General features: G+C 64.1%; 13 protein-coding genes. 9 read left to right on the top strand and 4 right to left on the bottom strand.

What is annotated here, in order from left to right; translation table 11 throughout:
- Positions 1 to 70: 70 nt before the first annotated feature.
- Positions 71 to 439, bottom strand: a complete 369-nt coding sequence (locus ACQS5P_RS15105) for a PilZ domain-containing protein (protein ID WP_428937450.1) — start codon at positions 437 to 439, stop codon at positions 71 to 73.
- Between the two features lie 66 nt (positions 440 to 505).
- On the opposite strand from ACQS5P_RS15105, the gene cobA reads away from it, so the two are divergent.
- The 4 genes from cobA to mnmG all read left to right on the top strand — a co-directional run bounded on the left by cobA (position 506) and on the right by mnmG (position 4,623).
- On the top strand, positions 506 to 2,071 hold the full coding sequence (gene cobA, locus ACQS5P_RS15100; protein ID WP_428937449.1) for a uroporphyrinogen-III C-methyltransferase: 1,566 nt from the start codon (positions 506 to 508) through the stop codon (positions 2,069 to 2,071).
- Between the two features lie 33 nt (positions 2,072 to 2,104).
- Entirely contained in the window at positions 2,105 to 2,293 is a 189-nt protein-coding gene (locus ACQS5P_RS15095) for a hypothetical protein (RefSeq protein WP_428937448.1), read from the top strand.
- Between the two features lie 137 nt (positions 2,294 to 2,430).
- Positions 2,431 to 2,679 (top strand): hypothetical protein, encoded by a 249-nt coding sequence (locus ACQS5P_RS15090; RefSeq protein WP_428937447.1) that lies wholly within the window; start codon positions 2,431 to 2,433, stop codon positions 2,677 to 2,679.
- 78 nt (positions 2,680 to 2,757) lie between these two features.
- Positions 2,758 to 4,623 (top strand): tRNA uridine-5-carboxymethylaminomethyl(34) synthesis enzyme MnmG, encoded by a 1,866-nt coding sequence (mnmG, locus tag ACQS5P_RS15085; RefSeq protein WP_428937446.1) that lies wholly within the window; start codon positions 2,758 to 2,760, stop codon positions 4,621 to 4,623.
- A gap of 30 nt (positions 4,624 to 4,653) precedes the next feature.
- On the opposite strand, the gene ACQS5P_RS15080 is transcribed toward mnmG, so the two are convergent.
- Both ACQS5P_RS15080 and ACQS5P_RS15075 read right to left on the bottom strand, forming a co-directional pair.
- Positions 4,654 to 5,373, bottom strand: a complete 720-nt coding sequence (locus ACQS5P_RS15080; RefSeq protein WP_428937445.1) for a response regulator transcription factor — start codon at positions 5,371 to 5,373, stop codon at positions 4,654 to 4,656.
- Between the two features lie 7 nt (positions 5,374 to 5,380).
- Positions 5,381 to 6,478, bottom strand: coding sequence for a DUF4118 domain-containing protein (locus ACQS5P_RS15075; protein WP_428937444.1), 1,098 nt, complete (start codon positions 6,476 to 6,478; stop codon positions 5,381 to 5,383).
- A gap of 221 nt (positions 6,479 to 6,699) precedes the next feature.
- Between ACQS5P_RS15075 and lepA the strand changes: the two genes are divergently transcribed.
- From lepA to ACQS5P_RS15055, 4 genes are all read left to right on the top strand, one after another.
- Positions 6,700 to 8,487: a translation elongation factor 4 gene (gene lepA, locus ACQS5P_RS15070; RefSeq protein ID WP_428937443.1), complete on the top strand. Its 1,788-nt coding sequence runs from the start codon at positions 6,700 to 6,702 to the stop codon at positions 8,485 to 8,487.
- Positions 8,488 to 8,625: 138 nt separating this feature from the next.
- Positions 8,626 to 9,441, top strand: coding sequence for an FkbM family methyltransferase (locus ACQS5P_RS15065; RefSeq protein WP_428937442.1), 816 nt, complete (start codon positions 8,626 to 8,628; stop codon positions 9,439 to 9,441).
- 111 nt (positions 9,442 to 9,552) lie between these two features.
- Positions 9,553 to 9,978: an OsmC family protein gene (locus ACQS5P_RS15060; RefSeq protein ID WP_428937441.1), complete on the top strand. Its 426-nt coding sequence runs from the start codon at positions 9,553 to 9,555 to the stop codon at positions 9,976 to 9,978.
- 135 nt (positions 9,979 to 10,113) lie between these two features.
- Positions 10,114 to 10,581, top strand: coding sequence for a hypothetical protein (locus ACQS5P_RS15055; protein ID WP_428937440.1), 468 nt, complete (start codon positions 10,114 to 10,116; stop codon positions 10,579 to 10,581).
- Positions 10,582 to 10,612: 31 nt separating this feature from the next.
- On the opposite strand, the gene ACQS5P_RS15050 is transcribed toward ACQS5P_RS15055, so the two are convergent.
- Positions 10,613 to 11,626 carry a prepilin-type N-terminal cleavage/methylation domain-containing protein gene (locus ACQS5P_RS15050; protein ID WP_428937439.1) on the bottom strand — a complete coding sequence of 338 codons (1,014 nt, stop codon included), beginning with the start codon at positions 11,624 to 11,626 and terminating at the stop codon, positions 10,613 to 10,615.
- Positions 11,627 to 11,936: 310 nt separating this feature from the next.
- Here ACQS5P_RS15050 and ACQS5P_RS15045 point away from each other — a divergent pair, with 310 nt between their 5' ends.
- Entirely contained in the window at positions 11,937 to 13,034 is a 1,098-nt protein-coding gene (locus ACQS5P_RS15045) for a TIGR00730 family Rossman fold protein (RefSeq protein ID WP_428937438.1), read from the top strand.
- Positions 13,035 to 13,099: the final 65 nt, after the last annotated feature.

Genomic DNA, 13,099 nt, shown 5'->3' with positions numbered 1-13,099 from the left:
CGGGGCCGCGCAAACAAAAAAGCCCGGGAGCTGAGTCCTGGGCGTCGGTGCGCGGGTATGCTAAAAGCCACTACGCCGCAGGAAGTGGATCAAACTCGACGGCGATTCGGTAGCCCATGCCGCTGGGTTCGCAGCGGAGCACCCGCCCGTAGGCGTCCCAGCCGCGCGACGGGCCTTGCGGCGGGAAGAAGATGCTCACCCGCTCGCCGCGCATCAGCGGGATCTGGCTGATGGCGCTCAATCCGCCGATCGACAGATCGCGCAATGCCAGGCTCAGGTGCGGTTCCCGTCGTGCCTGAATGGTATGATCCAGCCGCACCCCCTGGACGCGGGTGTGAACCTGCTTTCGTGGAAACAGCCGGCGCTCGGCGGATGGCGCGTCGGTGCAACCGTCCTGCGAGCCGTGAATCTGCCAGGGATTTCGGAGTAACGCGACCATGTTCCTTTCATCGGCCGCGTTCGTGGAATAGATTACCTGTCTTGACCCGTACGCTTGAGGTCCAGATTGAGTGAAACATCTACCCGTGGTGTGGTGTATCTCGTCGGTGCAGGTCCGGGAGACCCGGGATTGATTACCGTCAGGGGCCGCGAATTATTGGAACGGGCCGACGTGGTCGTTTACGACTATCTGGCCAATCCCAAGCTGCTGAGTTATTGCCCCCGCGCCGAAACGATCTACGTGGGCAAGAAGGCCGCCGACCACACCCTCACGCAGGAGCAGATCAACCAGCTTCTGATCGATCACGCCAGACGGGGCAAGCGTGTGGTGCGGCTGAAGGGCGGCGACCCGTTCGTGTTCGGTCGAGGCGGCGAAGAGTGCGAGGCGCTGCACGAGGCGGGCATCCGCTTCGAGGTCGTGCCCGGGATCACCGCGTCGATCGGCGGAGCCTGTTACGCGGGCATCCCCGTCACCCATCGCGACTTCAACTCCAGCTTCACCGTCATCACCGGACACGAAAAGGAACAGCAGTACCAGGAGCCTGACAGCCGCCAGCGGCAGCCGGCCACCGGCTCTTCCGACATCGACTGGGCCGTCGTGGCCCGGCTGCCCTGCATCGCCTTCTACATGGGAGTCAAGGCCCTGCCGCGAATCACTCAGAAGCTGATTGAGCACGGTATGTCCCCCGACACGCCGGCGGCGACGATCCAGTGGGCGACGCTGCCCCAGCAGCGCACCGTCAGCGGCACGATCGGCGATATCGTTCAGCGGGTGAGCGAGGCGGGCATCACGGCGCCGGCGATCACGATCGTCGGGCGAGTCGTCAGCCTGCGCCCGATCATGAACTGGTTCGAGCGGCGTCCGCTGTTCGGACAGACCATCGTGGTGACGCGCACGCGGCAGCAGGCCAGCGATCTTGCGGCCCAGCTCCAGGAACTGGGCGCCAACGTCATCGAGGCGCCGACGATCGAGCTGCTGGAGCCGCCGGACTGGACACAGGTCGATGAGGCGATCACGCGCAGCGGCGAATACGACTGGGTGATTTTCACCAGTGCCAACGGCGTAAGGTTTGTGCGGCACCGGCTTGCCCAGATTGATCGGGATGTGCGCGTATTTGGCAACGCGAGAATCGCGGCCATCGGAGATGCCACCGCCCGGGCCATCCGCGAGGAGCTGTGTCTTCACGTGGATCTGTGCCCGGAGCGATTCGTGGCCGAGGCGCTGGCCGACGCGCTGGCGTCGCGGGGGCAGATTGCCGGAAAACGCTTTTTGCTGCTGCGTGCCGACATTGCCCGCCCGATCCTGCGGGAGCGTCTGGAGCAGGCCGGAGCGTCCGAAGTTCGGGATGTGGCGATCTACCAGACTCGCCCGGCCCGCTCGCTGCCGCCGGTGCTGCTTCAGGCCCTGGCGCAGCGGCAGGTGCACTGGATCACGTTCAGCTCCAGCAGCACAGTGCGAAACTTCGTCGAGCTGCTGGGGCGCGATTACCTGAGCCTGCTGGCGGGTGTGAAGATCGCCAGCATCGGCCCGATCACCACCAGTACGATCCGCGAGCTTGGCCTGACGCCAACGGTGCAGGCCGAGCAATTCAACATCGCCGGACTGGTGCAGGCGATGTGCAACCATCGTTGAAGCGTGAGGCCCCGGGGTTGGGATCTGATGGCGATGCAGAAGTGGCTTGCGCGACTGGCGTTTTCGTTTCTGGTGCTGTGCCTGCTGCTGCTGTGGCAGTCATACAAGCTGAGCCAGCGGGACAGTTCCGCCGGCTGGTGGCAAGTGCCATTGTGCCTGCTGGGGGCGGCGGCGTCGGGGGCATTGGCGTTGGCGGGGCTGCGGGCACGGCATCGCATGTGATCCGCACCACCAACTTCACCAACAAAGCGGTGCTCTCCAATTCCGGCTCCAGTTTTCGGCCCGCCATGTCCGATAAACCACAACGGGAAGGTGGAGATTGGCCGGCAAGCGGCCATGTCAGCCACGGGAGCTTTGCCATGTCTCCAGCCACTCACCGCCAGCTTCGACAGGAGGTGGACCTGATCGGTCGCTTCGCCGAGTCGTATCGGCGAAAGCTCTCCCTGCTCATCGACCGCCTGAACCGAGGCGCAGACCCATCAATTGATTTGGCGAGCCTGCGCCTGTGTGTGGAGGCGGTGGACATGATGCTTTCCAGCCAGAGCGAATTGGCGCGGGTTCTTCGCGAGCTGGCCGAGCCGCACCCGGCGCCGCCCGGCAGTAAGTGACCGGTCCCGGCGCACCAGCCTGCCGCTGCTTCAGGCATTCGACATTGTCCGGGCTTCTCCTAAGATTCCGACGCAGCCATGCGTCGGGAGTATGACATCGTCGTCATAGGTGGCGGACACGCCGGAGCCGAGGCGGCCTGGGCGGCGTCGCGACTGGGCGCTTCGGTCGCGCTGATCACCCTGGATCCGTCCAGGATCGGGCAGATGTCCTGCAACCCGGCCATCGGGGGGCTGGCCAAGGGGCAGATGGTCCGCGAGGTCGATGCCCTCGGCGGGCTGATGGGCATCGCCATCGACAACACCGGCATCCAGTTCCGGATGCTCAACCGCTCCAAAGGCCCGGCGGTGTGGGGCCCGCGCGCGCAGGCGGACAAATACAAGTATGCGCTGGAGGTGCAGCGGCTGCTGGGTACATGCCCGAACCTGCGGATCGTCCGCGGCGAGGTCGCCGAAATCCTCACCGACGACACGACAAGTGCCGGCCATCCTCAGCGCCTCACCGGAGTCGTGCTTGCGGACGGGACGGAACTGAAATGCCGCGCCGTCGTCGTCACCACCGGAACCTTTCTGCGCGGCTTGATGCACACCGGAGAGCGCAAGACCGAAGGCGGGCGGATCGGCGAGGCCGCCGCCAGGAGTCTGTCGGCATGCCTGGCGCGACTCGGTTTGGAGCTGGGCCGGCTCAAGACCGGCACGCCGCCACGCCTGCGGCGACAGACCATCGACTTTTCGCGTTTCGAGCAGCAGCCGGGCGATCCTTCCCCCGCGCCGTTCTCATACCTCAACGAGTATTCGGGCGGTTGGAACCCGCCGCTGCCGCAGGTCCACTGCTGGCTGGGTTCAACCAATGAGGCGATTCATCAGATCATCCGCGCCAATCTCCATCGCGCGCCGATGTACAGCGGCCAGATTCAGTCCGTCGGCCCACGCTACTGCCCCAGCATCGAGGACAAGGTCGTTCGCTTCCCCGACAAGACCAGCCATCAGCTCTTTCTTGAACCCGAAGGTCTGGATACCGACGAGATCTACTGCAATGGCATCAGCACCAGCCTGCCCACCGACGTGCAGGAGCAGATCGTGCGTCTGGTGCCCGGACTGGAGCATACACAGATCACCCGCTACGGCTACGCGGTCGAGTATGACATGGTCTGGCCGACGCAGATTCGCTCGACGCTGGAGACCAAGCGGGTCTGCGGGCTGTTTCTGGCCGGGCAGATCAATGGCACCAGCGGCTACGAGGAGGCGGCGGCGCAGGGGATCGTGGCGGGGATCAACGCCGCGCGCTACGCGGCCAGCGGGCTGGCGGATTTCATCCTCCGCAGGGACCAGGCCTACATCGGTGTACTCATTGACGATCTGGTGACCAAGCCTCCGACCGAGCCGTACCGGATGTTCACCAGCCGAGCCGAACATCGCCTGCACTTGCGCAGCGACAACGCCGACCAGCGACTCACGCCGATCGGTCGTCAGATCGGCCTGGTGGATGATGCTCGATTCGCGCAGTTCACGGCCCGGCAGGAACAGATCGCGATGGGGATGGAAATGCTCAACAGGATGCGGATCGAGGGCGTCAGCGCCGCCGACTGGCTTCGCCGCCCGGACAACGATTGGGCCAGGCTGTGCGAGGTTCTGCCGGCGGCGCGGCAGATCCGCCCCGACATCGCCAGCCTCATTCAGATTCGCATCAAGTATGCCGGGTACATCGCCCGCCAGGACAAACAGATCGAACGCTTCGCGCGACTGGAGACCAAACTGATTCCGCCCGGGCTGGATTATTCGAAGATCGTCGGCCTGCGCAACGAGGCGCGCCTGAAGCTGGCGAAGTTCACCCCGCGATCGCTCGGGCAGGCGTTGCGGATCAGCGGCATCACGCCGGCGGATGTCACCATTCTGGCGGTGCACCTGGAGCGGCGCAGCCACCAGCCCGCCGTCGAGGCCGACTAGTTAACCCGGCGCGTGCAACGCCCAGCGGGCCTACTGGCTGCGGGGCAACTCCAGCACATACTGCACCGCCGCCCGCATCAGCTCGGTGCCGCTGCGGAGCTGGAGCTTTTCCTTGATGTGCTCGCGATGGGCCTCGACCGTCTTGACGCTGAGGAACAGTTTGCTGGCGATTTCACGGGTTCCCATCCCGCGACCGATCATCGTGAAAATCTCCAGTTCGCGGTCGCTGAGCCGACGCAGCGAAGAGACATTCTCCCCGCTGCCGGCGTTGACCAACTGCCCCAGCAGCCGAGCGGCGATCCTTTCGCCAACGTAGATTTCGCCGCCCAGCACCTTGCGGATCGCCGTCATCACGCGGTCGGTGGCTTCCTGTTTCATGATGTAGCCTCGGGCGCCGGCGCGCAGGGCGCGTTCGGCGTACAGCGCCTCGTCGTGCATGGACAGCACCAGGATGGGCAACAGTGGCCAACGAGCGCGGATCTCCTTGATCAACTCGATGCCGCTGCGATCCTCCAGGGAAATATCCACAATCGCGATGTCCGGCGCGGCGCCGGGGCGGTCCAGCAGGTCCAGCGCCTGTCGCGCGGTGGCAACTTCGGCGCTGACCAGAAGGTCCGGCTCCTGATTGATGAGCTGCGCCAAGCCCTGGCGGACGATCGGGTGATCGTCCACCAGCAACACACTTCGCCGCCTCGGGGCCACGCCCGCTGACGCTTCCACGCTGCCTGCTGCGGATGTTGATGGGTTCATGATGGTTCTACTCTGATTGGCAAGACTGCCCGGCTGGGGTTGCCGGTGGATACGGCGCCGAGCAGGTCACGATAGTACCCCCGCCGGCCCGACGTCGAATCTCAAGTTCGGCACCGATCATTTTGGCGCGAAAGCTCATGATTTGCAGACCCAATCCGTCGCGGGCGTCGTCGGTGCGGCGCAACTGTCCCGGCGGCGAATCAATCCCGATTCCGTCGTCCTCGATCCACAGCCGCAGCCGCCCGTGCGGACCGGCTGAGGATGCAACCTCCAGGCCGATCACGATCCGCCCCGCCTTGCCGTGACGAATCGCGTTGTTCACGGCCTCCTGGGCGATGCGATACAGGTGCGTGGCGACGGCCAGATTGCTGAGCTGTACCTGCTCGTCGCACCGACAGTCACAGTCAACCCCGAAGACCGAAGAAGTTGCACTGGCAAGCTGCGTCAAAGCAGCGGCAAGGTCGCCATGTTCCAGCCCGACGGGAGTCAACCCTCGAGCCAGGGCGCGGGTCTGCCCGATCGACTCGCTGACGAGCTGGGCGATGCTGGTGGCGTCGGCGGCCTCGGGCAGCTCCCTGGCGGCAAGCCGCTGCTGAAGCGCTTTGGTCAAGAACGCCACGCCGGTAAGCTGCTGGCCCAGGCCATCGTGCAGATCCTGTCCGATTCGGCGGCGTTCTTCCTCGGAAATATCCAGGATTCTCTGTTCCAATTGCCGGGTCTGGGCTTCGGACTGCTCAGCCCGTTGTCGGGCGATCTGGAGCCTGGCCCCCAGGACGCTGATGAACAGGCCTTCGCCCAGGAACAGCAGCAGGCGAAGCGTATCGGGGGCATCAGTGAAGGAGAACTGAAACCGCGCCGACAGAAACAGCAGGCTGCTGGCCAGTGCTCCCAGGAGTGTGGCCAGGATGCCCGGCCCCAGCCCGCCGAAACCGGCCGCCACCAGCACCGCGGCAAACTGGAGCAGGAACGGCGTCTCCTCACCAAGCAGCCGGCCCAGCGCCAGCCGCAGCAACAGCGCCGCCGCGACGGCAGCGACGGCCAGACCGTAGCGCCAAAGCCACGGCGGAGCCGTTGGCCGCAAAGTCCCCAGCGCGCGCAGCAGCATTGGACCGCTCAAGGTAGCGCCAAACGACGCGCCCGGCAAGCCGCAGCGATCGCGAATCGCACAGGGCATCCAGCCCCGATGGTGGCCGCCTCCACCTGCGGCGAGCCCCGCCCGTGACACAGCTTGGCGCCCCGGCGCGTTCCGCAAATCCGGGCACCTCCATCGCGCGCGGCGGCGCCTGTTGGAAATCCTCGCCGCCGCCATAGAATCACGCGATCCAAATGCAGATTCGTAACTTCTCCATCATTGCTCACATTGACCACGGCAAGAGCACCTTGTCCGACCGGCTGCTCATGCGCGCCGGGGCCATCACCGAGCGCGAGTTCAAGGAGCAGATCCTGGATGACATGGAGCTGGAGCGCGAGCGGGGTATCACCATCAAGGCCAGCGCCGTGACGGTTTTTCATAACCACAATGGCGAGCAGTACATGCTGAACTTCATCGACACCCCCGGACACGTCGATTTCCACTACGAGGTGCAGAAGGCGCTTCAGGCGTGCGAGGGGGCGATCCTGGTGGTGGATGCGACGCAAGGCGTGCAGGCGCAGACAGTTGCAAACGCCTACGCGGCCATCGAGGCCGGGCTGGAGATCATCCCGGTCATCAACAAGATCGACCTGCCCAGCGCCCGCCCCGTCGAGGTCGCCGAGGAAATCGAACAGGTGCTGGGCTTCCGCGCCGAAGAGGCGATTCTGGTCAGCGCCAAAACCGGCCAGGGGATCGACGAACTGATCAGCCAGCTCTGCCAGAAGCTTCCACCACCGCGCGGTTTTGCCGATCAGCCGACCCGCGCCTTGATCTTCGACAGCGTCTACGACGACTACCGAGGCGTTGTGGCGTACGTGCGGGTATTCGACGGTGAGCTGCGCAAGGGGCAGAAAATCCGCTTCATGGGCAGCGGCAAGGAATACCAGATCACCGATCTGGGCAAGCTCATGCCTCGCCCAAGGCAGGTGGAAAAGATCGGCACCGGCGAAGTCGGATTTCTCGTCGCGGCGATCAAGGACCTGCATGACGTGCGGGTGGGCGACACGGTGACGGATGCCGACCAGCCCGCCGCCAGCCCGCTGCCCGGCTATCGCCCCATCCAGCAGATGGTCTTCTGCGACTTCTACCCCGGGGGCAAGACGCAGTACGAGGAGCTGCGCGACGCCATGGAGCGGCTACAGCTCAACGACAGCAGCTTCACCTTCGCCCCGGAGAACAGCGACGCCCTGGGGTTCGGCTTCCGCTGCGGATTTCTGGGCCTGCTGCATATGGAGATCATCCAGGAGCGGCTGGAGCGCGAATTCAACATCGAGGTGGTGCAGACGGCGCCGACGGTGACGTACGAGCTGGCCCTGCGCGATGGCAGCACCATGCGGATCGACTCGCCCAGCGAACTGCCTGATCCCAGCAAAATCGCCGAGATCCGCGAACCGTACATCCGGATGAACCTGATCCTGCCGGCCGAGAGCCTGGGCGCGCTGATGAAGCTGTGCGAGGATCGTCGCGGCATCTACAAGAAGACCGAGTACATCGGCGCTACGCGGGTGATTCTGGTCTATGAGATGCCGCTGGCGGAGGTGATCTACGACTTTTACGACCGGCTGAAAAGCGCCACCCGCGGGTATGGCACGATGGACTATGAGTTCATCGGATTCCGCGCCGCAGACCTGGTGAAACTGGACATTCTGGTCAACGGCGAGCGGGTCGATGCGCTCAGTGTCATCGTGCATCGTGATCATGCCGAGCAGCGCGGGCGTAAGCTGCTGCTGCGGCTGAAGGAGGAGATCGACCGCCACCTGTTCGAGATCCCGCTTCAGGCGGCCATCGGCGGCAAGATCATCGCCCGCGAAACGATCAAAGCCGTAGGCAAGAACGTCACCGCCAAGTGCTACGGCGGAGACGTGACCCGAAAACGCAAGCTGCTGGAGAAGCAAAAGGAAGGCAAGAAGCGCATGAAACGCGTGGGCAGCGTGGATATCCCACAGGAGGCGTTCATGGCGATTCTGGAAAGCGGGGAATAGCCACAGCAGCACATCTGCCGCCAGTACCGAGGACACATCACCCGCGCGAGTCCAAATAGTACAGATGCGACAGTCCAGAGGCCGATAACACGGCAGTCGGCAGATCCTGTCGCCGCCGCAGGAGGTTGGCCACGCGTAATGGGTCCAAGACGGATTCAGATTCGTGATGTCGCATTCCAAGTCGCCGCCGCCACGGGCTCATGGGTCTGGAATCAGGCGGCCCAGGGAAAGTGGCAGCCGCAGACTTATGCGGTGATCGATCGCTTCGTCACGCCCGACACTACGTTTCTGGACATCGGCGCCTGGGTCGGGCCGATCGCGCTGTATGCGGCCCACAAGGCCAGGAGGGTCTACGCCTTTGAGCCGGATCCAGTGGCGTTCGCCGCTTTGTCGCAGAATCTGGCCCTCAACCCGCAGCTTCACAACCTGCACATCTATCCGTGTGCCATCGGTCTGCATGACGGTCAGGCACGACTGGGCGTGCGCATCAGGCCGGGCGACTCGACCAGCAGCCTGCTGTGCGGCGGCGGCGAGGGCTGGACGGTCGCCTGCCGGCGGCTGGAAACCTTCTGCGCCGAGCAGAACGTTGACGATCCGCTTTTCCTCAAGATCGACGTTGAGGGATTCGAGTACGAACTGATCCCCCGGCTGTTTCGATGGCTTCGTGGGCGGCAGTTCGTGATGCATCTTTCCACGCATCCACACCTGATCGAGCAGTCCATCGACTCCGAGTCGCGTCTGGGTCGAATGCGCGGGGTGCTGCGGCGTCGGCTGGCACAGCGCCGGCTAAGCCGGGCGATGCGCCGGCTGCCGCTGCTGGTGTACGCCACGGACACGACGATGCTGGTCATGCCCGTGCCGCCACGCCGCCGCCTTGCTGGCGAGTGGTTCGGCGCCGAGCTGACCCGCGACCGCGACATCATCGTTCTTTCCCGCCCTGCCGCCGCGGCGTAAGTGTTTACCAAACCAGTTGTCCAAACCGGGGCACTGCGGGTAACCTTCGGGTGGTGTGATCGGTCCATCACACGCCGAAGAACCGCTTGCAAACGGAAGGAGACGACCAACATGCCAACGCGCACCGCATCGGCCACATGGAACGGGAGTCTGAAGGATGGCAACGGAACCTTCAAGGGAAGCTCCGGAGCGCTCCAGGGCACATACTCGTTCGGCACGCGATTCGAGAACGCTCCGGGCACCAACCCTGAAGAGCTCATCGGCGCCGCTCACGCCGCCTGCTATTCGATGGCGCTGGCGGCTGGGCTGGGCAAGAACGGAATGAACCCGCAGCGGGTCACCACCACGGCAGCGGTGACGATCGACAAGGTTGGTGAGGGCTTCAAGATCACCAAAATCAAGCTGAGCTGCGAAGCCAGCGTCCCCGGCGCCGATCCCAAAAAGTTCCAGGAGATCGCCAACGCCACCAAGACCGGCTGCCCGGTTTCCGGCGCTCTGTCAGCGGTGCCGATCGAGCTGGAAGCCAGGCTCGTCTAGCCCGAGCAATGCTGAAGGCGCCTTCGCCTGCGAAGGTGTCTCATAATCATCCGCCACGGCGCCTAAGTCGCGCGGATTTCCCGCCGATACACTCAGTGTCAGGGTCCTTGAGCAGACCCGGCAGGAGTGATGCGCGTGCAGGGAATCCGAATCGGCCAGCTTCTGGTTGAACAGGGCGTACTCAGCGACGTTCAGGTGGAAAACATCCTGAAGGTGCAGAAGCAGACGGGCCGGCCGTTCGGGGATCTGGCCGAGCGGTTGTATGGCATCGATCCGCGCGCGGTGGAGGATGCGTGGGTGGAGCAGTATGTGCGGACGGTGGGGCTGGTGGATCTGAACCAGATTCGCATCGAAACCGAGTGCCTGCGACTGCTGAATCGCCGGCAGGCGTGGCAGTTTCAGCTTCTGCCGGCCAACCGTGACGGAGGCGAGCTGAACGTCGCCACCACACCGCAGCGGCTGGTGCGTTCGGTCAATTTCGCGACGCGCACGTTCGACGAGCCGGTCTACTTCATGCTCGCCGAGCGGGCGCAGCTCCGCGAGTTTCTGATGAAGCATTACCCCGTGCCGCAGTTTCTGGCCCAGTTTGCCGAAACGCTGTAGCAACCCTTGAAGCGCCGGGGGCAGGCAGGTCTTAGCGGGTCAGCAGCATCGCCTTGCTCAAATCAGCCTCTGTGAGGTTGAGCGCAGCGACGTGTCCATCGGCGAAGGACACGTTGATCCGCCCGCGGTGCCGCCGGAAGTCGAAAGAAGTGGCATCGACGGCCCTGCCGTTGCGGGCCAGTACGTCGCCGAGCGAAACCGGGCCGCTGGAGTCCAGCGCCGGAGTCCAGCAGATCCACGGGTCGGGAAACCAGGCCAGAGCGCGCTCCTTCCTCGGCACGCCGTCGGTGAGCAACACAAGCTGCTCGGCATGATGAATCTTGGCCAGATTCCCGCGCAGGCGACGTGTGGCGTATTTCGGATCCTCGTGAAAGCCCAGCAGACCTTCGTTGAACGCGTAATCGGAATTGGTCGACCAGGCGCCGTCGGCATTGCCGGCTTCATCCAGAAACACGATCATCAGTCCCTGGCCGACCCAGGTTGAGTCGTAGGGGCTTGCGGGGTTGCGCTTGGCCTTGTCGAACGAGTCGGTGCCCGGGCACATGAACCGTCGCCAGAAACCTTTGTCGTTCAGCCACTGATCGTATTTGTACCAGTCCTGAGTGGGCGGGTCCTTGTAACCCATGTAGGGGGCCAGGGCACCGGGAAGCGGAACGGCCACGTAATGCCCCGAGCGTGCCGGATTGCCTGCGTAGCTGTACCGCTGGCGATACGGATCGCCCAGCGCGGCGGCGTAGGAGTTGTAACCGTACTGGGTTCTGCGGCGGCCCTGCAGCTCGCCTGCCACCTGCATGTAGCCGCGATGCTCCTGGGCATGCATGAGGGCGGCGGCGGTAAGCTGGCGCAGGTTGGAGGCGCAGACCACCATTGCCGCCTGCCGCCGCGCCGCCGACAACGCAGGCAGCAGCACCGCCACCAGCACGCCGATGATCCCGATGACCACCAGCAGCTCCACCAGCGTAAAACCGGCACATGCGCCGGGGAGACTGCGGCCCCTGCCGCTGTTGCGCAATCCGTTTTCCGGGCGCATCGTGCCTGGGCGCATGGACGATGACTCCGAACGTGGCGTACTGCCTGGCGTCTGCGATGCGCCTGAGGGCAGCGTGGGACCACGCCTGCCATTGTGCGCAGGCGAAAACCGCAAATGCAACCACAGAATCCCAACAAACTAACGCTTCGGCGGGCAGCAGACAAACAAAATCTCCGGGGATCGCCCCGCGGCCGCACCGCCCGGGCGGGTCGGCGCGCAGGATGTCTGATTGGCCGCTTGACTGGTCGCCATGTCCGTGTCCCGGCGGTCGCCTGCGGATCGTTTGATCGTCTTTAGCGGCAGGGATACAGTGCAGGTGCCGCTTATGAATCTTACGAAACAGACCGACACGCCCGAAAGTAACATTGAGCAGTCGCAGGAGTCATCCGAGCCACGGATCGTCGTGAGCCGCGCCGATCTGACTCAGGTCCAGCGGCTCGCCGACGAGCTGATCGCCGCACTGGAACAGGTTCCCGACGGGGACATGGTAGCGGAGATGATCGCCAACGCGCTGAAGCTGCTGCGCGATCGGACCAACCGCGGGGATCTGAAGCTGATCAACAAGTCGTTCAAGGAGCTGCGCTACGCGCTGAAGGTCTTCGCGCCCTATCACAACGTTCATAAGGTCAGCATTTTCGGCAGCGCCCGCACGCCGGAGCATCACAGCGACTACAAACAGGCCAGCGCCTTCGCCCGGGCGATGGCCGCCAGAGGCTGGATGGTCATCACCGGTGCCGGAGGCGGGATCATGGCAGCGGGGCACGGCGGGGCAGGCGCCGAGCCTTCCTTCGGGTTGGCCATTCGCCTGCCCTTCGAGCAGAAGACCAACATCCACATTGCCAATGATCCGAAGCTGATCAACTTCAAGTACTTTTTTACCCGCAAGCTGATGTTCGTGCGTTCCAGCCACGCGGTGGCGATTTTCCCCGGCGGGTTCGGCACGCTGGACGAAGGCTTCGAGGTGCTCACGCTCGTGCAGACGGGCAAGAGCGTGCCCACACCGATCGTGCTGATTGATTCTCCCGGAGGCAATTTCTGGGCCGCCTGGCAGCATTACGTGAAGAACCACCTGCTGAAACAGGGATTCATCAGTCCGCAGGATCTGCATCTGTACAAGATCACCGACAGCGTGGAAGAAGCGGTCAACGAGTGCGTCCGTTTCTATAACAACTATCATTCGCTGCGTTACACGCGGGACCTGCTGATCATCCGCCTGCGCCGCGCGCCCAGCGAGCGACAGCTCGAACAGATCAGCAGCGAATTCGCCGACATCAACACCCACGGCGAGTTCCGTGTCAGCAGCGCCCTGCCGGTGGAAAAGGACGAGCCGGCCCTGATGGATCTGCCCCGGCTGGTCTTCGCATTCAACCGTCGCGACCACGGCAGGCTCAGGCAGTTGATCGACTACCTGAATGGCATTTAGCGGAAAGGATGAACAACCCGGGCGGACAGACGAAGACACAACCCTGGTTTTGTTCTTCATCCGTC

The organism is Fontivita pretiosa (genome assembly GCF_050410795.1).
In the GTDB taxonomy this organism is placed as follows: domain Bacteria; phylum Planctomycetota; class Phycisphaerae; order Tepidisphaerales; family Tepidisphaeraceae; genus Fontivita; species Fontivita pretiosa.
This window is presented reverse-complemented; position numbering and strand designations above follow the sequence as displayed.

Excerpts from the sequence above, each read along its gene's own strand:
- ACQS5P_RS15090 (WP_428937447.1), top strand. The coding sequence starts at position 2,431 with ATGTCTCCAGCCACTCACCGCCAGCTTCGACAGGAGGTGGACCTGATC.
- mnmG (WP_428937446.1), top strand. The coding sequence starts at position 2,758 with ATGCGTCGGGAGTATGACATCGTCGTCATAGGTGGCGGACACGCCGGA.
- ACQS5P_RS15080 (WP_428937445.1), bottom strand. The coding sequence starts at position 5,373 with ATGAACCCATCAACATCCGCAGCAGGCAGCGTGGAAGCGTCAGCGGGC.
- ACQS5P_RS15105 (WP_428937450.1), bottom strand. The coding sequence starts at position 439 with ATGGTCGCGTTACTCCGAAATCCCTGGCAGATTCACGGCTCGCAGGAC.
- ACQS5P_RS15075 (WP_428937444.1), bottom strand. The coding sequence starts at position 6,478 with ATGCTGCTGCGCGCGCTGGGGACTTTGCGGCCAACGGCTCCGCCGTGG.
- lepA (WP_428937443.1), top strand. The coding sequence starts at position 6,700 with ATGCAGATTCGTAACTTCTCCATCATTGCTCACATTGACCACGGCAAG.
- ACQS5P_RS15065 (WP_428937442.1), top strand. The coding sequence starts at position 8,626 with ATGGGTCCAAGACGGATTCAGATTCGTGATGTCGCATTCCAAGTCGCC.
- ACQS5P_RS15045 (WP_428937438.1), top strand. The coding sequence starts at position 11,937 with ATGAATCTTACGAAACAGACCGACACGCCCGAAAGTAACATTGAGCAG.
- ACQS5P_RS15095 (WP_428937448.1), top strand. The coding sequence starts at position 2,105 with ATGCAGAAGTGGCTTGCGCGACTGGCGTTTTCGTTTCTGGTGCTGTGC.
- ACQS5P_RS15060 (WP_428937441.1), top strand. The coding sequence starts at position 9,553 with ATGCCAACGCGCACCGCATCGGCCACATGGAACGGGAGTCTGAAGGAT.
- ACQS5P_RS15050 (WP_428937439.1), bottom strand. The coding sequence starts at position 11,626 with ATGCGCCCAGGCACGATGCGCCCGGAAAACGGATTGCGCAACAGCGGC.